Below are 22,398 nucleotides of genomic sequence, written 5' to 3'. Positions count from 1 at the left end.
CATTTTTAGGTTAAATCTATTTTGTCGACTTTATAATAGGACAGATAGCCGATAATAAGTCCTAATAGACACATTGTTATTGGGACAATGATAAATTGAAATAAACTAGCAGATGTACTCCCATTTGAAACCGTTGCATTAATCAAAAATCCAATTAAGACAGCTGACGTTATTGTCGAAGCTGTTGATTTTTTTCGCATACCAAAGTACAAAGGTATTAAACTTACCCCAGCCATCATAAAAGCATTGATAAAGGTAGAAGGTATTGTAGCTACTATCTCCTGTATCTCAACAGGTGTTTCAAACAAGTTCATCATTGGGTTAAAAAAATAAACAGCGATATTCATTATAAAGGTCGCAATGATAATGCTAAAGAAACAAAATCCGAAAACTAAAGACAGCTTAGCAAAAATAATTTTTTTCCTTTTTAATGGATACGTAAATAATAATTGAACCGTCTTATTTTTGTATTCGTCAATAACTAAACGAGATAGAATTACACTCGCAAAAATGATAAAAACAATGCGAATTAAAATATTTGTTAAAGACATAAAATCTGTATAATCTAGAAACATCTTTTCATCTCCAGAACCGACTGCCATAAGTGCAACTGCCGCAAAAATTCCAATAATACAAATGATTAAGCCTTTAAAATAGCTAGACATACTATTCTTTTTCCATTCAAGTCTTAATAGTTTAAGCAATTTGATTCCCTCCATTAATAAGATTTAAGAAATACTCTTCTAAATGCTGTTGCTGTTTTTCAATACCATTGACAGCAATGTTATTGAATATAAGTTCTTTATTAATTTGAGATTGGGAAATGTCATGTTCAAAAATCCGAATACAATGCTGATCGACAATTTCATATTTTTGAATTCCTAACTTGTTCTCTAGCACATGAATCGCTTTTTTCACATCGTCTATTTGTATCTCCAGATATTCCATGTTCTCTTTTCGAATATCGTCCATCCTTACCTCTTTCAATAATTCCCCATGATGAAGGATCCCAATTGTATCTGCTATTGATTCAATTTCTGACACGATATGACTGGATATTAATATAGTGATTCCAAGCTTCTCCTTTAGATATAGCAAGAGCTCTCGAATATCTTTAATACCGATTGGATCAAGACCATTAATGGGCTCATCTAAAATAAGAATTTCCGGTTTAGCAACAATAGCACGTGCGATACCTAATCTTTGCTTCATCCCTAGAGAAAATTCATGTATTTTTTTATGTTCAACACCATTAAGACCTACTATCTCTAATGCCTCTTCGGTAGCTCCTTTTTCATAAACCCCAATATACTCACAGTGAAGTTCTAAATTCTCCTTCGCTGTTAGCCTGTCGTAAAATTCCGGGTATTCGATAATACTGCCTATTTTGCTCAAGTATTGATAGGAAGTAGTAGAAATAGATTGATTCAATATTTTAATTTCACCTGAAGTTGGTTTTACTAAATTTAAAATCATCTTCATAATCGTTGTTTTTCCTGCCCCATTCGGACCTAGAAACCCATAAATCTCTCCCTTCTTAACGTTCATATTGACGTTCGAGACGGTTTCGACTCCTTTAAAGCTCTTACTTAATTGATGTATTTGAATAACGGTTTCCATGTTGTGTGCCCCTTACCATTTTGAATTCGTTACATTAAGCTTAATAAGTGAAAGTAAAATCAAAGTAAAATCGATGGAAAATGACAGTAATTTTTTCAAGAGAGTAAGGATATAAAGATCAGAAGCTGTTATGATGAAATTGAAATGAGGGATAAAAATGGAAACTGTTGAAAAAATCCTAATCGTAGATGATGAAATCGGTATATTAAAATTACTAGAAATTACCTTAAGAAAAGAAAACTTTATAAATATTGATACTTCTTCAACGGGCAAAGGTACACTACAGCTTGTAAAAGAAAATCATTACGATATTATTTTGCTCGATATAATGCTACCAGATATAAGCGGTTTTGAACTTTGCACAGAAATACGCAAGTATACAAATACACCCATTATTTTTGTCAGTGCTCGCTCTACTGATTTTGATAAATTAACGGGATTGGGTATTGGCGGAGATGATTATATTACAAAGCCTTTTAATCCTTTAGAGGTCGTTGCTCGAATAAAGGTTATCCTTCGACGTCAAAAAATGAATGAAAGTTCTCAGCAACAACAGAGTACAAAATTTGATTTCGGTTACTTTGCTCTTAATCCTGAATCTGCTACATTAACCGTTAACAATCAGCTCGTCGAATGTACAGCTAAAGAGCTAGAGCTACTGCACTTCTTTTGTAAAAATCCAAATCGTATTTTTACAACTTCACAGCTCTATGAATTCGTATGGGGAAATGATGTATATGGCGAGGAAAAAACCGTCACGATTCATATTTCAAAGCTGCGGAAAAAGCTCGGGGATGATACGCGTAAACCTAAAATAATTGTGAATTTAAGGGGCATTGGGTATAAATTCATTCCACCGAAAGAGGATTCTCTATGCGAATAAACACTCGATTTACGTTACACCTTGCACTGGGGATTATTCTGTGGATGCTTTTGAGTGGTATGTGTATTGTTATCGGACTCGAAGGTATTCTTCCACTCTTTAAAAAATCTGTTAGTGAAGCTTATCAGAGTCTACTAGTCGCATGGATTTTCGGATTCAGCACTATTGTTTGTATCGCTGTATTTGGTTGGTATTTCGGGGGTCCTCTTGGTTTTATAATGTCTTGGATCCATCAGCTATCACAGGAAAACTATACACAGCCTGTTGGACTATCTAAAATCTATACACGCAAAGGAAAGCTCCGTATGCGTTATATGCTATATCAAGAGGTACTTCAACACCTACAATCCTTATCAGGAAAATTAAAAGCTGCTGAAACAGAACGTGAAAAGGTTGAACAAGCAAAACAAGAATGGATTGCCGGTATATCACATGATTTAAAAACGCCATTAACGTATATTACAGGCTACTCTACACTACTATTAAACGATCAATACAATTGGTCTAAGGAGGAAGCTCGTTCCTTTATTGAAGAGATTGCTGATAAAGGCAAGCATATGGAGGAACTTATTCAAGATTTAAGTCTCGTCATTCAGTTTAATAATACAGACGGTCAGTTACCCTTACATAAAACCAATCAGGATATTGTGGATTTTACAAAAAGAATTGTTGCTAATCTAAGCAACAATCCACAGGCCCATGACTATATATTGCATTTTCAAACTGATACAACTGTTATAAACATTGACTTTGATACGAAATTCATGCAACGCATATTACAAAACATTCTTATGAATTCCATAATCCACAATCCACCTAACACAAATATTTATACACAGATTTTTGATAGGGTAGAGCATGTAGAAATTCACATTGTGGATAATGGTGTAGGTATGTCTCAACACATAATGGAGAATATATTCCAACAATATTATCGTGGAACTACTACAGAATCTTCTTCTGAAGGTACTGGACTGGGCATGGCGATCGTCTATAAACTCGTTCAAGCTCATAACGGCACTATCACAGTACAGAGTGAACCTTCTGATGGGACTACGTTTAGTATTACATTACCTAAAAATAGAAATCTACCTCTTAGAAGCTAACATCTAAGAGGTGATTTTTTTATACTAAAAACTCCAAATGACCAAACTTTTTCCCCTTGCCTAGTCGCTTTTGAAAGCCTGTTTATTTGACAACAAAAGCGCACAAAGAATAATAAATATTCCTATGAAAAGTAGCTTAAATCCGCATTCATCTCACCACCTATAGAGATGGGAGACTTCTGTACCTGTCGCTACGCTTTCGGTACAAAAGACATTTGCTGAAAGAAGTTAAAAGTAAAAGGATATATTTACTCATTGTGCTCCCCTCCTATGCCCAAAATAATTGGTTCCTATCACGCCAATAATAATGACTAGCCCACCAATCAAATGATAGAAATGAAATATTTCCTGTAAAAAAATTACACCCGAAAGTATTGTAATAAGCGTAGCAAAATTACTAAAAACACTCATTTTGGAAGCTTCCAATATCGACAAAGTATAATTTGACAAGAAAGAAGTAACGAGGGATGATAGAATGCCTAAATATAAAATGGCCATAACAAAATCAACATGTACAAACGGTCTAAAAAATTGAAGAAGCGTACCATTTATTAAGTGATTTCCAATTGCTACTCCATTAAAAATGACAAAACCACATAATGTCATCACATATGTTAATGTCAGTAATGAATATTGTTTTGTAAGCTTTCTTGCTAAAACGTTATATAGCGAAGCCGCGCAAGCTGACAGTAATATAAATCCACTACCGATTAAATTTCCTGAGCTAGCACTTCCATTGTTCATAAAAAGCATATAGATAACACCAAATACTGATAAACTAATGAAAATAAGTTGTTCACGTGTAGCTTTTTCCTTTAAAAGTACACTTGCAAGCACTAATGTAAAAATAGGAATTGTCGCTTGAATAATGCCAGCCTCTGTCGAGGAAATTCTTGCGAGCCCAAGCACCTGAAAAGTAAAAAATGCTATCGGATATAATAGGGCCAAAGGTAGAATTTTGGCTATATCTCGTTTATTAATTTTTAACTTATTTTGTGTAATGACTATACAAAAGACAATACCAATAAGTGCGATAGTAAATCGATGTGCAAGTGTATCAATAGGGCTTGCCACTGTCAATGTAACTTTAACAAACATAAATGAAAGCCCAATGACAAAAGCATAAATAATTGCTGCCAAATACGCCTTTCTTTTTACTGTCATATGATGTGTACTCCTTCTCTTCATTCCGGCCGGTAAAGCTATAGTAATAAAAAGTAAAGACTCGCACGATATAAAAAATACACATCTGTACCGATACAGATGCGTAGGAGGATGTATATGCTTAAATATGAATTTATCTATTCCAAACTATTGAACCAAATACAAACAGGTGCCCTACAGTCTGGTGCAAAGCTCCCCTCTATTCGTAATTTATCACAAGAATTTTCTTGTAGTAAAAGCACCATTTTGACCGCCTTAAGGAAACTGGAAGATCAGCATCTTATCTATGCTCTATCCAAAAGTGGTTACTATGTTGTTGACAATCAACTCCCAGATAAGCCACAAGAGTACAATTGTATAGATTTTGCGACATCATCACCTAGTTGGCATGCATTCCCCTACAAGGATTTTCAGCATTGTATTAATAAAGCTATTGAGACATATCAAGCAGACTTATTTCGATATGGCACAGCAAAAGGATTACCCTCGCTAATTATAGAAGCAAAAAAATTGTTAGAATCGTATCAAATATTCACAAAGGAAGATAATATCTTTATCACTTCTGGTGTACAGCAGTCTCTCTTCTTGTTAAGTGTTATGCCATTTCCTAATAATCGGACAACAATTCTAGTAGAACAACCTAGCTACCATCTATACATGGATTATTTAAAAACATATCAAATACCAGTAATGGGCATTAAAAGAACATTAAAAGGCATAGATTTAGAAGAGTTAGAAATTATTTTTAAGAAGCATGACATTAAGTTTTTTTATACAATGCCACGCCTGCACAATCCTCTAGGTACTTCCTTTAGTAAAAAAGAGAAGGATGGTATTCGAAAGCTTGCCTATAAATATAATGTTTATATCGTTGAAGATGATTATTTAGCGGATTTCGATCAAAATACAAAAAATGATCCAATATTTACAGATGATACTGAGGAGCATGTTATATATTTAAAAAGCTTCTCTAAAATTATGTTTCCAGGCTTACGTATTGGACTTGCTATATTACCAAATGCATTCATTGATAGTTTTCAGAAACATAAAAATACCACAGATATTGATAGTTCCATGATTTCACAAGCTGCGCTAGAGCTATATTTAAAAAGTGGTATGTTTGAACGCTACCAAAAGAAAGTGGGCGAATCCTATACAATACGTGCCAATATACTTCAACAATCCATTAAAACTTATTTGCCAAAATATCCAGCATCTACAGAAAGTTGCATGCATAGTCATATCGTATTGCCAAGGGAGGTCAATACAAATATGCTTATAAAGCATTTAGCACAGCAGGACATTTATTTAGATACAATTGATCGTAATTATTTAAATGGTTTTTACCGAGAACGAATTATAAAACTAAATGTTTCGAATGTTGCTGACCAAAAAATTGATGTCGGTATAAAGGGAATTGCTCACGCCCTTAGCAATCCTAATAACTACTTTTAAATAGGACAGGATTCATTCATGAAAATTTGGTGCTAGACATATAGTTAGACATCATCATTTGGTTCAATAAGGAGGATTATATGCATTCGGAAAAAATGAGACTAAGAAAGATTCAACATTTTGCTCATGAAATTACTGATAAAATGAATAAAGGTGAAGAACTTACTCACTTAGAAACATTGATTCCTGTTATTGATAATTTATCTCGTGCCATTGGCGATTTAACAGATTCCTATGGAAAGTATTCATTAGATTATGTAGAGGAAAAAGTGAAAAATGCTCATGCGCTTTTATTTAGCAAGGTAAAAGTCGATGTCTATTTATAAAGATATGGGAAATGGGTAACCATTAATTGGTTACCCTCAAAAAATTTAATGTGTTTCAGGATTAAAAGTTTTGCAATCTGTTTCTTCACTATTAGATGCCTGTTGTCCCTTTTGACTTACAACATAGATTTTTTCTGCACCACATCTGTTTCCAGAGTTCCAAAATGTACAGTTATTGACTTCACAAAGAATTTCTTGTGCCATTGTTTCCACACCTCCTCTTTTTTTATCATTAACAAAATTGAAGTATTCAATACAGAAGGTGTAATGAAACAGAAGTATATGGATGTTTACTGGCTTCTGGTAAAGAAACTCATCCATAATTCCAAAAAATGCTATTACCTACATGAAGGTAATAGCATTTTTTTTCGCGCATTATTCAATAACTTTTGTCGGTGTTGCATCTTGAACAATTATCATGCCATCATATGCCTCAGGAGGTGTCATTTTAATTGTATAAAGCATCTGTGTGAACTTGTACCAAAAGCTAAAATCATCTCCGATATTGCCCATTCTTTGTTCTTTTGCTACGATGTCAGCTAACTTCTGAGATTCATTAGCCTTTTTAAAGTCAACATAGAAAATATTGTCCTTGACCTCACTAAATGCGTCTACTAAAACATTATGATGCTCAATCGTATAATTTTTTCTTTCTCCAGACCCATTTTGTGCCTGAAACGTATTGTTAACAAAGTCAGTCCCAATAGCAAAGTATGCATCCTTATACACTTCGTCTAAATATTGGCCCATAGATTTATATCCTGCTACATTTGCAGAAGTTTTCTCTATATGCCCATTATGAGCAGACATTAGTACTTTATCATGACCTTGAGACGCCTCAAAATCAACAATCCATTGTAAGTTGTTCGCTAAATATTCATCACGAAGACTCATATAATTACTATCATTTAAAAATAATTGCGTCCGCTGCTTCATGATTTGTGCATATTGAGTAGCAAATATATAAGCTTCTTTCGAGGATTGCTTTTCATAAGAATCTTTATTTATTTGCAAATCCTTTATGATTGCATCTATATTTTTATCAAGCTCCTCTAGCTGACTAGTTGATAAATCTCTCATTGTGTTATTCGTCACATCTTTTAGCTGTGCCTTATATTTCTTAGCACCCTCGCTATTGACCACTTCGTAATAATCTAGTAACCCTTTTTTACTATAATCATAGCGTTGCATATCGTTACCGTAAAAATAAATTTTATCTTTCTCATCGGCAGTCATATTATAATCATGCATCCATTGTACAAACTCAATCATTTGCTCCGTTTTGTAGATACCATAATCCAAAGCTTTTACCGCTTCCTCAGCTGTGCCAGTACCATTTAAAATAAACTGATTAATTTGCTGAGCGCCACCAAAATCTCCTTCTAATACAAAAACACGAACATTTTCATTTTTAATTAGAGCCTGAAATACATCCTTCTTTAATGTTTGGAATTCAACGTTCCCATGTGTTGCTTCTCCTAAACCTATTACTTTCACATCATTTGGAATATCAATATCTTCAACCGCAGATGTATATTTTGAAGCATCCTTAATGGCTTCTCCCTTGCCGCATCCCGCTAGAGATAACAAAAGAAATAATGCTGAAATTAATAAAAAGCTCTTTTTAACAAATACCATTTATAAAAATCTCCTTAATCTATAAAAAAGTTATCCCGCGTTAACGGGCAGTCATTTATCTGTACCGAAAGCGAAGCGTCAGGTACAAGTCTCTCACCTCACATTTTGGGAAGGGATGAAAGATTAACTGCCCATTATCGCACGATTGCTAAAGACTAATAATCAGTGGGGATGAAATAAATTCCCACTGATTAAAGTTCACTTTATACAGTTTTTCGTTGGAAATATAAATATCCTCCAAGGAAAAACAGTAAGAACCCTCCTCCTACAACTGTTAATAATTGATCCCAAGGCACGAAGAATACATCACCTGTATTGCCACCTATATTCATCATCAAGAAGGGCTGCCCCCATGGATAGTAAGGTCCAAAACGTGCAGAATTGACTGCTAATATAGACGGTAAAGTGAAAATAACGTTTACTGCAAATGGAGCAGCAAAACTTTTAAACATAATGGACATCCAAAGCTGCAACGCGACTAATGGCATTGTCGCTAACCATCCGCCAAGAATACTTTTCCACACAATTTCCATTGGGAAAGGATCTGAGTAGCCTTTCATAAGACCTACTACATATATAGAACATAAATATAGTATCTGCATTGCCATCACAAGAAGCATAATTAATACATACTTTGCAACAAACACTTTCCCTCTTGTCACAGGTAGTGCTAAAAGTTGTTTCCAGCCACCAGATTGATGTTCATATCTACAAATAAGACTCGCAAATACTCCTGAAATTAAAGGTAGGAATAATAATGCATACAATAAATTCATAGAAATTAATGAGCTATACCATTCATTAATTTCAGAATCTACCATATCACTAAAATTCGATGTTAACCCGATAAAAAGCCCGACTATGGGCCCTGCTAAAATTATTGGCACCATTTTAGATTTTCGTAATTTAAACCATTCAGCGCTCAGTATAGACCCCATTACTTTACATCCCTTCTAGCGAAATCTATCATTCCGATAATATACAGTAAAATACCAATGCCTACTCCAAGCATGACATTAATAACGGGCTCATCCCATTGATTCATTAACGATGGCCATTTCCAAATCATCCAATCAGGCAACACATATGAGGAATAGGCAAAAATCACGCCGAAAATACCTACTGTAATTGGTATCCCCTGATTATGACAAACGCTTGCAATCCAAAGCTGAAGTGCCAATATTGGCAACGAAGCTAAATATGGATAATAAGCAAATTTAGCAAGTTCCGCATACGGTATGCTATCGCCTAAATCTAAAAAGACTCCATAAGTTAGTGTCAATAGCATTAAAATCGTAGAAGACAAGAACAGTAAAATTGCTAGAACAGTGAATTTTGATAAATACACTGTTAATTTAGACACAGGTAGTGCAATTAATTGCTTCCAAGCGTTCGTTTCATTTTCAATGCTCGCCATAAATGAAGTTAAAATAGCAATCCCTAAAACTATAGCAAGTGGTGTAAATGAATGAACGTTTAATAAATAGTAACCCCAATGGTCCTCGCTTTGCTCTAACAAATAGTCCTTCCTTACACCGTAATTCACCATTTGTAGGGCAACAACGCCTATTGGTCCTAAAGCTGTTAAAAACCATAATCCTTTGCGTTTAATTTTCAAAAAGTCAGAAGTTAACAGTTTTCCTATCATAGCGCTTGCTCTCCTGTTGTCATTTGAAGGAAAATCTCCTCTAATGATCGTTTCTCTTCCTCTACTCGGTAAACCGAAATACCTTCTTGTACAAGGATTTGTACAATATGTGCCACTTTTTCATCTGAGCATTCATCAAATAAAATGAGGCCATTCTTATGTTCTGCCTTAATGCCATTTGCTACTAGTGAGCGCCAACCCTTTTCGCCATCGTTCACTTTAATTACTACCTTTGACTGGGCAAATCTACGCATTGCTTCAATTGAATCTTGGAAAATCATTTTCCCCTTTGTCACAATGCCCACTTGTGTAGCCATTTGATCAATTTCAGATAATAGATGGCTTGAAATAATAATCGTCATTCCATACTCTGAAGGAAGTCGTTTAATTAAATTTCGAATTTCGATAATACCTGATGGATCAAGACCATTCGTTGGCTCATCTAAAATCAGTAATTCAGGATTATGTAACAAAGATGCAGCAATACCTAAACGTTGCTTCATCCCAAGAGAAAAGCCTTTTACTTTTTTATCTGCAGCATCCTTCAATCGAACAATTTCTAGAACTTCATCGATGCGTGATTTCGGAACACCTAAAATTTTTCTTAACGCTTCTAAATTTTCATAGGCCGTTAAATGTGGATAATAGGAAGGGTTCTCTACTAATGAACCAACCTTTGCTAAAATATTAATTCGTTCTTTCGTTAAATCTTTTTGGAAGATTTTAATTGTCCCAGAAGATGGCTTCATTAGTCCAAGAAGCATACGAATCGTCGTCGTTTTTCCCGCTCCATTAGGTCCTAAAAATCCATATATTTCACCTTTACGTATTTTTAAATTTATATTTGATACAGCTTGCTCTTTACCAAAACTCTTTGATAAATTTTCTGTTTGTACGATATATTCCATTGTCCTCACCTCTGTAATTATCATAAGAAATGAAGGTTAAAAACAGGTAAGGTTCAAGTTTAAATTTTGTTTAAAAAAGATACTTTATCGTAACGTGGGTTGATTTCCGTTCCGGCTGGGTGCTTTCTTGGGGGCGTCCAATGAACCGCTAATCCCCAAGGAGTCTGCATGAATTAGGAATCAAAAAACAGCATGCCATAAGCTTTTCTGGCATACTGTTTGGACAATTGCTGAAATGAAACATCCATAACATGCTTCACGAATTATTCTATTTATAATGTTTAATTTTAATCTTTGTGCCGGATTCGCTTGACTCAATATCCCAGTCTAAATTCATGCCCTTCACCATAATATCAACAATAGATAAGCCAATACCGGCACCTTTGGCATTGGATTCATTTTTCATTCCGTTTCCGTGATCCTTTATGATAAATGCATCATAATGTTCCGTTGATTCGGTTTCTACGCCAATATATTTCCCACTATTCGCATGGCGTAAAATATTTTGAAATAAATTATCGAATATACGTCCAAGCCAAATCGGATCAATTTGCCATTCATTTTTTTCAAATGGATGTATCTCAATATCGATTTCAAAGCCTTCCTTTTCAAACACTGGATACCAAGTAGTCATTTGCTCACGCACAAAACGAATAACGTTGATATCTTTCGCCTCAAATTTATATTTACTAGCCGTCAGCAATGTATAAGACATTAAATTTTCTATTAAAGCATCAATATTAACAATCGACGTTTCCATTGCCTTAATCGCTTGCTTTCCATCCTCTGATAATACCTCTTTACTAACTGAATATGATTGTGCTCGTATTTTCGTTAATGGTGTTCGTAAGTCATGTGATAAATTAGCAATCAATTCACGTCTTAGCTGTTCTTCCTTCTGCTCACGATTCTTACTCTCCCTAAGCTCGCACACCATGCGATTAAAGCTTTGTTCAAGCTGGCCAATTTCATCCTTCTTCTTGACCTTCGTTTCAATAGGTAAGCCGTCTACATCACGTATTTCCATCGCTTCTTGAAGGTATAATAGTCGTTTTCTAATCCCTCTGAAAAATAAAAAAGATATAGCAATGAAAAATAAAACAATCGCAATAGCGCCAACAATTAAAAGGTCCCCATATTGATCATAAACATTTCTAAGGGGTGGATTAAATACTTCTCTAGGAATCTCAAAAACGATAAATCCATTCGATTCGTCCTGTCCTAAAAAAGCTATAACTGTAAACGGATCTTCCCCATAATGCTCTTTTATAAATTTTGTCGTAAATGCTGGCGTCCATTTTAATGGTAGGTCCTCCTTTACGTCCACCTTAGTCAGTAATGTACCATCCTCACGTATCCAGAACATCGATGATTTAGGGTATTGATCCTTCCAATCTTCGAAATGTTGAGCAATTGTTTCCTCTGTGAAGTTTTTTATACTCTTAGCTTCAGCAAGCCATTTTTCCTCTACTTCGCTTTCCCTGAGGACTCCACTTGAAAAATCAGTTTTTCCTATTCCAAACATAAAAAGGGCAATAGCAAAGTATGATAGTTGAACAATAGAAATGGCTAAAAAAATAATCAGCATATACTTTGCTAATAATGATCGAAAAAATTTCATAGCTTCACCCTATATCCAATGCCACGAATGGTTTCAATAATTGTCGGCTTGGCTGGATTTATTTCTATCTTTTCTCTTAAGTATCGAATATGCACCATCAATGTTTTATCGCCTTCTATGTAACTTTCACCCCAGATACCTTCATAAAGCTGTTCCTTCGTTAAAATTTGATTTAAGTGGCGAATAAAATACTGTAACAGATAGAACTGCTTACCAGTTAATTGAATTTCTTCATCCGTCTGCTTATTGATAATCCGCATATCTCTCGTATAAATTTTTAAATGCTGAAGATCTAGTACATCATCATTCTTCTGATATCTTCTTAGTAAAACCTCAACACGAGCTATAAGTTCATCTGGGTGGAATGGCTTTGTCAAATAATCATCCGCGAAGTTAAGCCCCTCTATTTTATCCTCTACAGCAGTTCGTGCTGACAGCATTAAAATCGGGATTTCTTTATTTTCTCGCTTAATTCTTTTGCCAATTGAAAAGCCATCTAAGCCTGGCAGCATCACATCCAATATAGCGATATCCTTAGAGACTATATGCTGATCGACCTCTTCACCAGATTCAAGCCATATAACCTCATATCCTCTTTCTGTTAAATCCTTTGTCACCCATTGACCAATCTCTTTTTCGTCTTCTATGTACAATATGCGATACAATGGTAATCCTCCCAATCTACGCTAGATTTTAGAAATAAATGTTATTCTGTATTATACGATTTCATAGATTTGTACTCAATCGTTGTCTGTAAAGTGAGAGATTCATTTAATAAATCACATCTAATGCTAGGGGTATGTCGATAAAATTAAAAAGTTAGGCGATAAATTTTAAAAGTTGGGCGATAAATTTTTAATTTTATCGATAAATCAACAATATTTCTCGATAAAATAAGCTAACAAAAAAACGTATTTGGATTCCCCAAATACGTCTATCTTTTTAATTATTAGTAATAATCAACATATCATTATCATCAAACTTCCACATGTCCCCATAAGCAACTTCCCAATAGTAGCCGTTTGGGTCTTGGAAATAGCCACTATAACCACCCCAGAATACAGTTTCTGGCTCCTTGACGATTTTCGCTCCTGCCTTTTTAGCTAAATCAAATACTTGATCAACTTCTTCTTTAGACTTTCCGTTATAAGCAAGTGTAATACCGTTAAAGCCATTGCCGATTGCTGGTGGATTTGCTTCATTAATATCTTTTACTAAACGGTCAAGCGGAAACAGTGAGATTTTTGTCCCTCCATTATTAAAGAAAATAACATCCGGATTTGCTTCCTCACCATAAACAATTACTTCAAACCCCAGACCCTCTCGATAAAAACTAAGAGACTCGACCATATCTTTTACACCCAACGTAATTAGATTTAAACGATTCATCTATCCATCTCCTTTATAAAAGCATCAATTACTTATTCTATCCCAAGCAGCGAATACCCTTCCACCTTCTAGAAACCGTTTATTTTACTTCTGTCTATATACTTTTTGTATAAGCCATTCTTAATCCACAGCGCTCCATATTATTTTGGCTGATGGATGCAAATTTCGCGTGACCTATCATTAAACTACAATTTTGTTGAAGAGCTTCGTTAATACGAAACTGTATTAACGCTTGGTGAATCCCTTGATTACGGGCTTTTGTCATTACAGCAGATGCGGCTAAAATGGCTGTTCCATCATTTATATACAAGGAGCCAATACCAACGTCCTCACCTTCAAGAGAAGCGATATAAAACGACCAACCTGGCTTGTCATACAAAACTTTATCTTCATTCAGTAGAAAAACTCCCACCTCTGAAGGTGGTGAAATGAGTGCGGTTGCGGTTCCTTTTCAGTGGGTGTTCAAACACCTACTGAATGAAGATAAAGCCTCCGGCGGATGTCACGGATTTTGAAAGGAATGAATTGTGCGAGCACAATTCAAAATCCGGACGCAATTACGCCAAGGCGAAATTGATTATTCGCTGTGACACTTTCTGCTAAAAATGCTGGCATACCAAAACCTTCAACATAGATATTTCCGTAACGATCAAATTCGGCTTCATCGATTTGTCTTATTTTAATAAAAGAATTCTTTGTTTTCCCTGCTATCTCTCCATTTAGCTCACAATATAATGTTGCATGAAAGTCACTCTGAAAAAAACCAACGCTATGTAACTTTTGTAGCGAAGTAGCATTTGCATATTAAGGGGCTAAATCAAAACGAGCTGGTATTTCTCTTGTTCTATAAAAGCTAAGGATTTTATCTATCGTATTCTCCGAAATAAAACTATCGCCCTTTACCACATTGTAAGAGGGACCGGGAATGTTTTTAACGGTGAAACCATAGGCACCATCAAATTGACCAACCTCAACTCCCATTGCATTGTTCTGAACTTCCTTAATTGCATTCAGCCTCGACTCAAACATCTTGATTTCCGTCATTTCAAAGTGATCTGCCAAGTTTTTCGTTATTACCATGCATTATTCACCTACCCCACAAGATTTACTTTTCTACCACTAATTGTAACCTATACAGAGGACCGAACCACGTAAACTAATAAAATTTCTTCTTGTGAACCATTGATATCTCACAAAAGTAACCTCCACGTTTCTATGAAACTAAAAAGTGCGTACTTTTTTTTGCAATGGCATGGAAGCATAATAAAAAAGCAACAAAGAACAGATGAAAATTGGAGGACAGAAAAATGATTAATCATTTACAAGATAAAATTACATTAAATAACGGCTTACAAATGCCTGGTATGGGTCTAGGCGTATTTCAAGTACCGAATGATGTTACAGCAGAAATGGTGAAAAATGCGATCGAGGTTGGTTACCGTAGTATCGATACTGCTGCTATTTATGGTAATGAAGCAGGGGTTGGTGAAGGTATTAGTCAGGCACTAGCAACTACTGGTTTAAAACGTGAGGATTTATTTATTACATCAAAAGTATGGAACGATGGCTTGAGCTATGAAGAGACAATTGCAGCATACGAAGACAGCTTAGAAAAATTAGGGCTAGATTATTTAGACCTATATCTCATTCATTGGCCAGGTAAAAATAAATTTGCAGAAGCTTGGAGAGCACTCGAAGATTTATACGAGCAAGGGAAAATTAAAGCTATTGGGGTATGTAACTTCCAAGTTTCGCACTTACAGGATCTTCTTAAAATAGCTCGTATCACACCAGCTATTAACCAAGTGGAATTACATCCACGATTACAACAAACTGAGGTACGTTCATTCTGCGAAGAGCACAATATACAAATGGAAGCTTGGGCACCATTAATGCAAGGTGGACTTCTTGAAAATGAAACTATTTCAAAAATAGCTGAAAAATACGGGAAATCAAATCCTCAAGTTATCTTACGCTGGGATATTCAAAATGGTATCGTCACAATTCCAAAATCTGTGCGCAAAGAACGTATGATTCAAAACGCTGATATTTTTGATTTCACACTAACTGATGAAGAGATGGCGATCATTAACGCCATGAACCTAGATCAACGTGTTGGACCAAACCCAGATGAGTTTGATTTTGTCATGTAAACGATAGTTATGTAAACGTGAAAGAGACTGTCTTATTTTCTTAGTATAGAAAACTTTTTTAGATAGTCTCTTTCCAATCTATTTTAAGATGTATGCATCATCGCGATATCTTCATCACGTTGCATTAACAGTACATCTTCACCTTTATCTTGCATCACTTCGATATGTTTTTCACCCCAAGTGCAAAGGATGTTCAGCACAGGGTCCATCTCTTGACCATAAGGTGTTAGCGAATATTCAACTTTTGGCGGTACTTGATTGAAAACCTTGCGATTAATTAATCCAGACTGCTCTAATTCACGCAATTGGCTTGTTAGCATTTTTTGCGAAATGCCTGGAATCAATCGGCGAAATTCATTCGTACGAATCTTACCATGGTGGGTTAGATGACAAAGAACGACCGGTTTCCATTTACCCCCAATTACTTCAAGAGTGGCTTCGACACCAATATTATAAACTTTTTTCATTGTAAACCCCCTGTAATATTCAAAAGTAACTAAAAGTACCCTACGTAACTTTCTGGCATGTATGAATATTACTATACACTATACAAAAAATCAAAGGAGATATTAATAGAATGAAAAATACAAAAGTGCCGAATGCAAAACTAACATTACTCGCACTTGCGATCAGTGCTTTTGGTATTGGCTCTACAGAATTTATAAGCGTCGGACTTCTTCCATTAATTACAGAAGATTTCGGTATAACGTTAAGTACTGCGGGTTTAACCGTATCCATATATGCACTAGGTGTAACTATTGGTGCACCGCTTTTAACAGCCTTAACATCGCGCCTTAGTCGTAAAAATGTATTGCTGCTCGTCATGGTGCTTTTTATTATCGGGAATTTACTTGCAGCTCTAGCACCCTCATTCTCATTACTACTTGCCGGCCGTGTTATTTCAGCATTAGCACATGGCGTGTTTATGTCTATTGCCTCTGTTATCGCTGCAGATGTTGTGGCACCTAATAAACGAGCAAGTGCAATAGCTATTATGTTCACAGGGTTAACAGTAGCAACTGTGACAGGTGTCCCATTAGGAACTTTTATTGGACAAGTTACTGACTGGCGAATGTCGTTCATTTTTATTGTCGTTATTGGTATTATTGGATTAATTAGTAATGCTCTGCTTGTGCCTAGTCAATTATCGAAAGGCAATCCAATATCTATTCGCGATATCGGGAAAGTATTAGGGAATATACGAATGCTATTAATTCTCTTTATTACAGCAATCGGATATGGTGGCGTGTTTGTAGTGTACACATATGTTTCCCCTATATTAGAGCAATATATGGGCTATTCACCTCAAGCAATTGTCATTATATTAGTTGTATTTGGTATTTGTGTTGCTATCGGTAATACATTAGGTGGTCATTTTGCAAATAATAACCCTTTACGTTCTATCTTTATTATCTTTATTGGCTTAGCATTAGCACTACTCGGCATCGGCTTCTTTTTAGAATCATCGTTTATTGGATTAATGATGGTCTTTATGATGGGGCTATTTATGTTTATGAATGTACCGGGATTACAGCTTTATACCGTTCAACTTTCAGAAAAATATATACCATCAGCTATCTCAATGGCTTCAGCATTAAATATTTCGGCCTTTAACATTGGTATTTTTCTAGGTTCATACATCGGGGGATTCATCATTCGCCACCAATCATTAGCGCATACACCTGTATACGGATTCTTCATGGTGATGCTTGCCGCTGCTACTACGTTCCTATGGTTAATCTTCGATAGAAACAAACAATAGGTACGTTGCTTATAAGTAAAAAAATGCGAGGAAGGTGCTGTCTAAAATGCCCCTTCCTTTTTGCTATTTATTAGACTCAAGGAAAGTATCATCAAAATATGCCTTGAAATTTGGATACAGATAGTCTAATGACGATTGAATATCGGCATCATCATCAAATAAAATTTCATGTTCAATTTCATATATTGCACAATTTTCTTCATCAGCATTATTATTTAAATCAATACAAATTATTTTTCCATACTCTGTATCCCATGTAAATGGAAGATATCCTAAACTACATAATGATGGATTAAACATATCCCTTACGTTATTTAAAGGTTCTTCAATACTTTGGTCAGGTATTACACCAAAATAATGATGATACGTTGAAATAAAAGCTTTATACCATTCGGGAAAATTAAGTCCGAACTCTTTTTCTAACGTTTGAATATCTTCCTCTGTTACAGTGGAAGGAATCATTCTCCACATAGACCACTCTGCATCGATATCAGCTACTTTCATTTCTTCAGGTACGTCAGGGCACATCCACCTACAAAATCCTTCTTCAGACACCTGATTATAACGTTCATAGTAAACTTCAAAACCATTTTTTATGTATGCACGAATATCCATCTTAATAACTCCTTTTGAAAAAGAATAAATTGGTCAAGATTTAAGCCATTGAACTGAGCCCCTTTTACTCAGGCTTTTCAAAGCAGTAACCATTAACACCGAAAGTCTTTGTTGTACATAATATAGAGTATCAGCTATAGGATAGGAGGAATTTAGTTGTATTACAATCCTTATCCGTATTTTGTCTATCCTAATTATTATCCAGCATGGGCAATGGCAAATCAACCAACTACTCAACTACCTTCTAGACATCTAGCAATGCCAACAAACCCAACAAATAGAAGTCCATTTCCACCCGTCAATACAAATAGATTGAAGACTTCTGCGAAACGGATCAAGGCTATTATGCAGCAAGCACAATTACTTACAGATAAAATTGATGAATCCGAGCAATTTGCACATGATCTTATGAACGCAGCACAACAATCAAATAAAACAGAAGTTGAAAAATTAATTGCGTTAACAGGTATTACTTTAAAATTCGAAACGAACTATACACCAGATGGATTTCATATAACATTTACTGATAAGAGCTGTTGTAAGCTAACATTAATTTTGAATTGGTGAAGAGTTGGCCCTTTAAAGAGGGCCCTCTTTTTTTGCCTTTAGCATCTTTATGAATTTTAACCATGTATCCCTATTGAACTTGTAAACTATAAATAAATATGCTAAAGTGTTTGTAAACATTATTTCTGAAAATTCTTATATCGCATTTTCTTATCAAGAGAGACGGAGGGATTGGCCCTATGAAGTCTCAGCAACCAGCCTATAGGTATGGTGCTAATTCCAATTGGCGAAATTTAGCCTTGAAGATGAGAAGACTTACTTTAGTTGTTTTGCACAAGAGTCCTCTTTCTACAAGGAGGGCTCTTTTTTATTGTTGCATCCAAAAATAATTAAAAGAAAGCAGGAAGATATTATGGCAAACGAACTTTTACAAGCAATTCAACTATTGAAATCGAAAGAATGGGTGGATTTAACACATACATTTGGTCCTAATTCGCCCCACTTCTTTATGTTTGATGATGCAAAATTTGAAACATTATTTTCCCATGATGATGGCTTCTTTGCGCAGCAATTCACTTTCCCTGGGCAATACGGAACACATATCGATCCACCTATCCATTTTGTGCGAGATACGCGCTATTTAGAAGAATTGGAGCTAAAAGAACTAGTCCTACCACTAATCGTTATCGATAAATCTAAGGAAGCCGAAATTAATAACGACTTCACATTAAGTGTTCAAGATATTCTTGATTTTGAGGCTGAATATGGGGAAATCGAAGCAGGTACCTTCGTTGCGTTGCGTACGGATTGGAGTAAACGTTGGCCAGATAAAGAGGCTTTCAGTAACAAGGATGCGGATGGTAATAATCATATTCCTGGTTGGGGATTAGAAGCATTACAATTTTTATTCAACGAACGAAAAGTAAGTGCTATTGGCCACGAAACTTTTGATACAGATTCAGCAGCTGATTTTCGTAAAAATGGTAAGCTAGATGGCGAATATTTTGTGCTTGAGCAAGATACTTACCAAATTGAGCTTATGACAAATTTGGATAAGCTACCTCCAAAAGGCGCTGCTATATTCAATATTGTGCCAAAGCCTGAGAAAGCCTCTGGATTCCCTGTGCGTTCATTTGCAATATTGCCTTAATATAGCAAAAGGGGCTGGGACAAAACCCATCTCTAAACTAAAAAGCCGGTGAAATTTTACGATCAGTAAAATTTCACCGGCTTTAAATTTTTTTCATAAAAAAATAAGGACCACTTCTGATAAAATTAGGTCACCACAACAAAATTATACAGAAAGAAGGATCCTTATGTTTAAAGATTATAACATGAATCAATTAGTTTTGCCTTTAGATTTAGAAGTGAAGTTACAAAAGAATGATATTGCCTTCCATGTCCACCATTTAGTCGAAAGTATCCCGCCCGAAGCGTTTAAACTATTCCTTCGAAATGAGGGCTGTCCTGCCTACCATCCACGCATGATGCTTAAAATTATCTTATGTGCCTACACGCAATCTGTCTTCTCAGGGCGCAAAATTGAAGCGCTTTTAAAAGATAGTCTTCGGATGATGTGGCTAGCTCAAGGGTATGAACCAACCTACCGCACAATCAACCGATTCCGTGTCCATCCAGAGGTGAAAGAGTTGATTCGTCAATGCTTCGTTCAATTCCGCTGCCAGCTGGTACAGGAAGAATTAATTGATCAAGAAGCTATTTTTATTGATGGAACAAAGATTGAAGCGAATGCGAACAAATTTACATTCGTGTGGAAAAAGTCGATTGAGAAATATCATAACGGACTAATTGAAAAGTCAAACCAGCTATACGATGAGCTGCTTGAAAAAGAAATCATGCCAGAAATTGAACGGGAAAATGAAAAGGAATTAGCATTGGAAGACCTCGCTCAAATGGTCGAAAAAGTAGATGAAGTGATTTCTGAATATGATCGAAAAATTGAGGACTCATCGGATGTAGCAGAGCGAAAGGCTTTAAGAACGGAACGGAAATTCCCAAAGCTAGCTCGCAAACAATTAATCGACTATATTGAACGCAAACTAAAATATCAAAGAGACTTCGAAATCTTTAACGAACGAAATAGTTATTCGAAAACAGACCCGGATGCGACATTTATGCGTATGAAAGATGACTATATGAAAAATGGTCAATTGAAGGCAGGTTATAACATACAAGTGGCTACAGAAGGTCAGTATGCGTTTGCCTACAGTATTTTTCCGAACCCAACGGATACACGTACATTAATCCCATTTTTAGATGAAATCGAACAACATTATTTTAAGTTACCAAAACACATCGTCGCAGATGCCGGATATGGCAGTGAACAAAATTATGATGATATCCTTTCCAATCGTAAGCGAGAAGCCTTAATCACGTACAACATGTATTTAAAAGAACAGAAGAAAAAGTATAAGCAAAACGAATTCAATACAGCGAACTGGGATTATGATGAAGAAAATGATCGATACACTTGCCCAAACCAACAACAGCTTGTATTTAAATATCGTACCACGAAAACGGATAAGTATGATTTCACGCGTGAGTTTAAGGTATACGAATGTGAAGACTGTTCCGGATGCCCCCTCCGTTCATTATGTACAAAAGCAAAAGAAGGAAATAATCGTAAGTTAATGGTGAATGAGAAGTGGGAACAACAAAAAGAATATGTGAGAGCAAAGCTTTCAGAAGAAAAAACGAGTACCATTTATCGTCAACGCAAAATTGACGTGGAACCAGTTTTTGGATTCTTGAAGGCTAATTTGCGTTTCACTCGATTTTCTGTACGAGGAAAATCGAAGGTTGAAAACGAGATGGGCCTCGCATTAATGGCCGTGAATTTAAGAAAATTCACAGCCATTAGCTAAGAGCTATATGGAGACAACATAAAAAATAGAGAAATCCGAATTTGAATTCATTCAAATTCGGATTTCTCACTAATTGAAGCTAGTTTTGTCCCAGCCTCTTTCTTAATCATTTATTTCGGGAAATTCCTTTTTTTGAAAACCACATAAACGATCAACATAATTATTATGAACAATACTATAAGATAAATGCTGTAGCGGGATAAATATAACCCAACATAATGCCATTTCTCTCCAAGTACCTTCCCTAAAGTAATAAAAGTAAATGTCCATATAGTTGCTCCCGTATAAGCAAAGAAAGCAAATTTTTTATAAGGATAATTATTGATAGCCGCAATATATGCAGTAAGATGACGTACACCAGGAATAAAATACCCTATTAATAATAATATTGGTCCAATTTTTTCAAATAACTTTTTAGTAAAATCAATTTTCTGTTCAGTAATATGGACTTTCGAACCGTATTTTCGTAATAAAGGTAACCCAAATTTATAGCCTATATAGTAGCTCAGGGTAATTCCCCCCGCTGCACCTATCATAGCGCTGATTAATGCTGGAATATGTGCAAGAGTTTCTTGATATACACTATACCCTACATATGTCAAAAATATTTCATCAGGAAGTGGCAGCCCGACAATTCCTCCTACTAGGATAAGAATGATGCCAAAATATCCATAATGTTCAATAAGAGATTGCACGTGATGCGCCATAAATCCATCCC

The 22,398-nt window shown here is 35.4% G+C and carries 24 protein-coding genes, 1 pseudogene and 1 riboswitch; of the genes and pseudogenes, 9 read left to right on the top strand and 16 right to left on the bottom strand.

The window, feature by feature from the left end:
* Window positions 1-5: 5 nt before the first annotated feature.
* A complete protein-coding gene (locus ACQKOF_RS03795; RefSeq protein WP_427553861.1) occupies window positions 6-704 on the bottom strand; it encodes an ABC transporter permease in 699 nt (232 codons plus the stop codon).
* The gene (locus tag ACQKOF_RS03790) at window positions 697-1,620 is read right to left on the bottom strand and encodes an ABC transporter ATP-binding protein (RefSeq protein WP_427553859.1); all 924 of its coding nucleotides are present in this window, start codon (window positions 1,618-1,620) and stop codon (window positions 697-699) included. Before ACQKOF_RS03790 ends, ACQKOF_RS03795 begins: the two co-directional genes overlap by 8 nt.
* 157 nt (window positions 1,621-1,777) lie before the next feature.
* Between ACQKOF_RS03790 and ACQKOF_RS03785 the strand changes: the two genes are divergently transcribed.
* Window positions 1,778-2,503, top strand: a complete 726-nt coding sequence (locus ACQKOF_RS03785; protein ID WP_427553857.1) for a response regulator transcription factor — start codon at window positions 1,778-1,780, stop codon at window positions 2,501-2,503.
* Window positions 2,494-3,609 (top strand): sensor histidine kinase, encoded by a 1,116-nt coding sequence (locus ACQKOF_RS03780; RefSeq protein WP_427553855.1) that lies wholly within the window; start codon window positions 2,494-2,496, stop codon window positions 3,607-3,609. The genes ACQKOF_RS03785 and ACQKOF_RS03780 overlap by 10 nt, the downstream gene beginning before the upstream one ends.
* A gap of 252 nt (window positions 3,610-3,861) precedes the next feature.
* Here the strand turns inward: ACQKOF_RS03780 and ACQKOF_RS03775 are convergent, their stop codons facing one another.
* Window positions 3,862-4,773 (bottom strand): DMT family transporter, encoded by a 912-nt coding sequence (locus ACQKOF_RS03775; protein ID WP_427553853.1) that lies wholly within the window; start codon window positions 4,771-4,773, stop codon window positions 3,862-3,864.
* Between the two features lie 117 nt (window positions 4,774-4,890).
* Between ACQKOF_RS03775 and ACQKOF_RS03770 the strand changes: the two genes are divergently transcribed.
* The gene (locus tag ACQKOF_RS03770; protein ID WP_427553851.1) at window positions 4,891-6,228 is read left to right on the top strand and encodes a PLP-dependent aminotransferase family protein; all 1,338 of its coding nucleotides are present in this window, start codon (window positions 4,891-4,893) and stop codon (window positions 6,226-6,228) included.
* 80 nt (window positions 6,229-6,308) lie between these two features.
* Complete coding sequence (locus ACQKOF_RS03765; RefSeq protein WP_427553849.1) at window positions 6,309-6,554, top strand: group-specific protein; 246 nt, start codon at window positions 6,309-6,311, stop codon at window positions 6,552-6,554.
* A gap of 45 nt (window positions 6,555-6,599) precedes the next feature.
* On the opposite strand, the gene ACQKOF_RS03760 is transcribed toward ACQKOF_RS03765, so the two are convergent.
* From ACQKOF_RS03760 to ACQKOF_RS03715, 10 genes are all read right to left on the bottom strand, one after another.
* Window positions 6,600-6,758, bottom strand: coding sequence for a DUF1540 domain-containing protein (locus ACQKOF_RS03760; RefSeq protein WP_082172635.1), 159 nt, complete (start codon window positions 6,756-6,758; stop codon window positions 6,600-6,602).
* Between the two features lie 171 nt (window positions 6,759-6,929).
* Entirely contained in the window at window positions 6,930-8,192 is a 1,263-nt protein-coding gene (locus ACQKOF_RS03755) for an erythromycin esterase family protein (protein WP_427553847.1), read from the bottom strand.
* Window positions 8,193-8,395: 203 nt separating this feature from the next.
* Window positions 8,396-9,130: an ABC transporter permease gene (locus ACQKOF_RS03750; RefSeq protein WP_427553845.1), complete on the bottom strand. Its 735-nt coding sequence runs from the start codon at window positions 9,128-9,130 to the stop codon at window positions 8,396-8,398.
* Window positions 9,130-9,840 (bottom strand): ABC transporter permease, encoded by a 711-nt coding sequence (locus tag ACQKOF_RS03745; RefSeq protein ID WP_427553843.1) that lies wholly within the window; start codon window positions 9,838-9,840, stop codon window positions 9,130-9,132. Before ACQKOF_RS03745 ends, ACQKOF_RS03750 begins: the two co-directional genes overlap by 1 nt.
* A complete protein-coding gene (locus ACQKOF_RS03740) occupies window positions 9,837-10,748 on the bottom strand; it encodes an ABC transporter ATP-binding protein (RefSeq protein ID WP_427553841.1) in 912 nt (303 codons plus the stop codon). The genes ACQKOF_RS03745 and ACQKOF_RS03740 overlap by 4 nt, the downstream gene beginning before the upstream one ends.
* A 268-nt stretch (window positions 10,749-11,016) precedes the next feature.
* Window positions 11,017-12,369, bottom strand: a complete 1,353-nt coding sequence (locus ACQKOF_RS03735) for a HAMP domain-containing sensor histidine kinase (protein ID WP_427553839.1) — start codon at window positions 12,367-12,369, stop codon at window positions 11,017-11,019.
* Complete coding sequence (locus ACQKOF_RS03730; RefSeq protein WP_427553837.1) at window positions 12,366-13,034, bottom strand: response regulator transcription factor; 669 nt, start codon at window positions 13,032-13,034, stop codon at window positions 12,366-12,368. The genes ACQKOF_RS03735 and ACQKOF_RS03730 overlap by 4 nt, the downstream gene beginning before the upstream one ends.
* Window positions 13,035-13,311: 277 nt before the next feature.
* Entirely contained in the window at window positions 13,312-13,758 is a 447-nt protein-coding gene (locus tag ACQKOF_RS03725; protein WP_427553835.1) for a VOC family protein, read from the bottom strand.
* 94 nt (window positions 13,759-13,852) lie between these two features.
* Window positions 13,853-14,137, bottom strand: coding sequence for a GNAT family N-acetyltransferase (locus ACQKOF_RS03720; RefSeq protein ID WP_427553833.1), 285 nt, complete (start codon window positions 14,135-14,137; stop codon window positions 13,853-13,855).
* A 425-nt stretch (window positions 14,138-14,562) separates the two neighbouring features.
* Window positions 14,563-14,838: a hypothetical protein gene (locus tag ACQKOF_RS03715; protein ID WP_427553831.1), complete on the bottom strand. Its 276-nt coding sequence runs from the start codon at window positions 14,836-14,838 to the stop codon at window positions 14,563-14,565.
* 227 nt (window positions 14,839-15,065) lie between these two features.
* Here ACQKOF_RS03715 and ACQKOF_RS03710 point away from each other — a divergent pair, with 227 nt between their 5' ends.
* The gene (locus ACQKOF_RS03710; protein ID WP_427553829.1) at window positions 15,066-15,911 is read left to right on the top strand and encodes an aldo/keto reductase; all 846 of its coding nucleotides are present in this window, start codon (window positions 15,066-15,068) and stop codon (window positions 15,909-15,911) included.
* An 83-nt stretch (window positions 15,912-15,994) separates the two neighbouring features.
* Here the strand turns inward: ACQKOF_RS03710 and ACQKOF_RS03705 are convergent, their stop codons facing one another.
* Window positions 15,995-16,378: a winged helix-turn-helix transcriptional regulator gene (locus ACQKOF_RS03705; protein ID WP_427553827.1), complete on the bottom strand. Its 384-nt coding sequence runs from the start codon at window positions 16,376-16,378 to the stop codon at window positions 15,995-15,997.
* 110 nt (window positions 16,379-16,488) lie between these two features.
* On the opposite strand from ACQKOF_RS03705, the gene ACQKOF_RS03700 reads away from it, so the two are divergent.
* Window positions 16,489-17,673, top strand: coding sequence for an MFS transporter (locus ACQKOF_RS03700; protein ID WP_427553825.1), 1,185 nt, complete (start codon window positions 16,489-16,491; stop codon window positions 17,671-17,673).
* 63 nt (window positions 17,674-17,736) lie between these two features.
* Here ACQKOF_RS03700 and ACQKOF_RS03695 read toward each other — a convergent pair whose 3' ends face one another.
* The gene (locus ACQKOF_RS03695; RefSeq protein ID WP_427553824.1) at window positions 17,737-18,288 is read right to left on the bottom strand and encodes an SMI1/KNR4 family protein; all 552 of its coding nucleotides are present in this window, start codon (window positions 18,286-18,288) and stop codon (window positions 17,737-17,739) included.
* 156 nt (window positions 18,289-18,444) lie between these two features.
* Here ACQKOF_RS03695 and ACQKOF_RS03690 point away from each other — a divergent pair, with 156 nt between their 5' ends.
* From ACQKOF_RS03690 to ACQKOF_RS03680, 3 genes and pseudogenes are all read left to right on the top strand, one after another.
* Entirely contained in the window at window positions 18,445-18,855 is a 411-nt protein-coding gene (locus ACQKOF_RS03690) for a hypothetical protein (RefSeq protein ID WP_427553822.1), read from the top strand.
* A gap of 147 nt (window positions 18,856-19,002) precedes the next feature.
* A riboswitch (SAM riboswitch) is annotated at window positions 19,003-19,107 on the top strand.
* 100 nt (window positions 19,108-19,207) lie between these two features.
* Window positions 19,208-19,945: a cyclase family protein gene (locus ACQKOF_RS03685; RefSeq protein ID WP_427554154.1), complete on the top strand. Its 738-nt coding sequence runs from the start codon at window positions 19,208-19,210 to the stop codon at window positions 19,943-19,945.
* Between the two features lie 166 nt (window positions 19,946-20,111).
* Window positions 20,112-21,671, top strand: a pseudogene (locus tag ACQKOF_RS03680) (IS1182 family transposase); the annotation flags it as partial.
* A gap of 119 nt (window positions 21,672-21,790) precedes the next feature.
* On the opposite strand, the gene ACQKOF_RS03675 reads toward ACQKOF_RS03680, so the two are convergent.
* Complete coding sequence (locus ACQKOF_RS03675) at window positions 21,791-22,387, bottom strand: DedA family protein (protein ID WP_427553820.1); 597 nt, start codon at window positions 22,385-22,387, stop codon at window positions 21,791-21,793.
* Window positions 22,388-22,398: the final 11 nt, after the last annotated feature.

Origin of the sequence: Lysinibacillus sp. NPDC093190, from assembly GCF_050280425.1 — a bacterium.
Taxonomy (GTDB): domain Bacteria; phylum Bacillota; class Bacilli; order Bacillales_A; family Planococcaceae; genus Lysinibacillus.
This window is presented reverse-complemented; position numbering and strand designations above follow the sequence as displayed.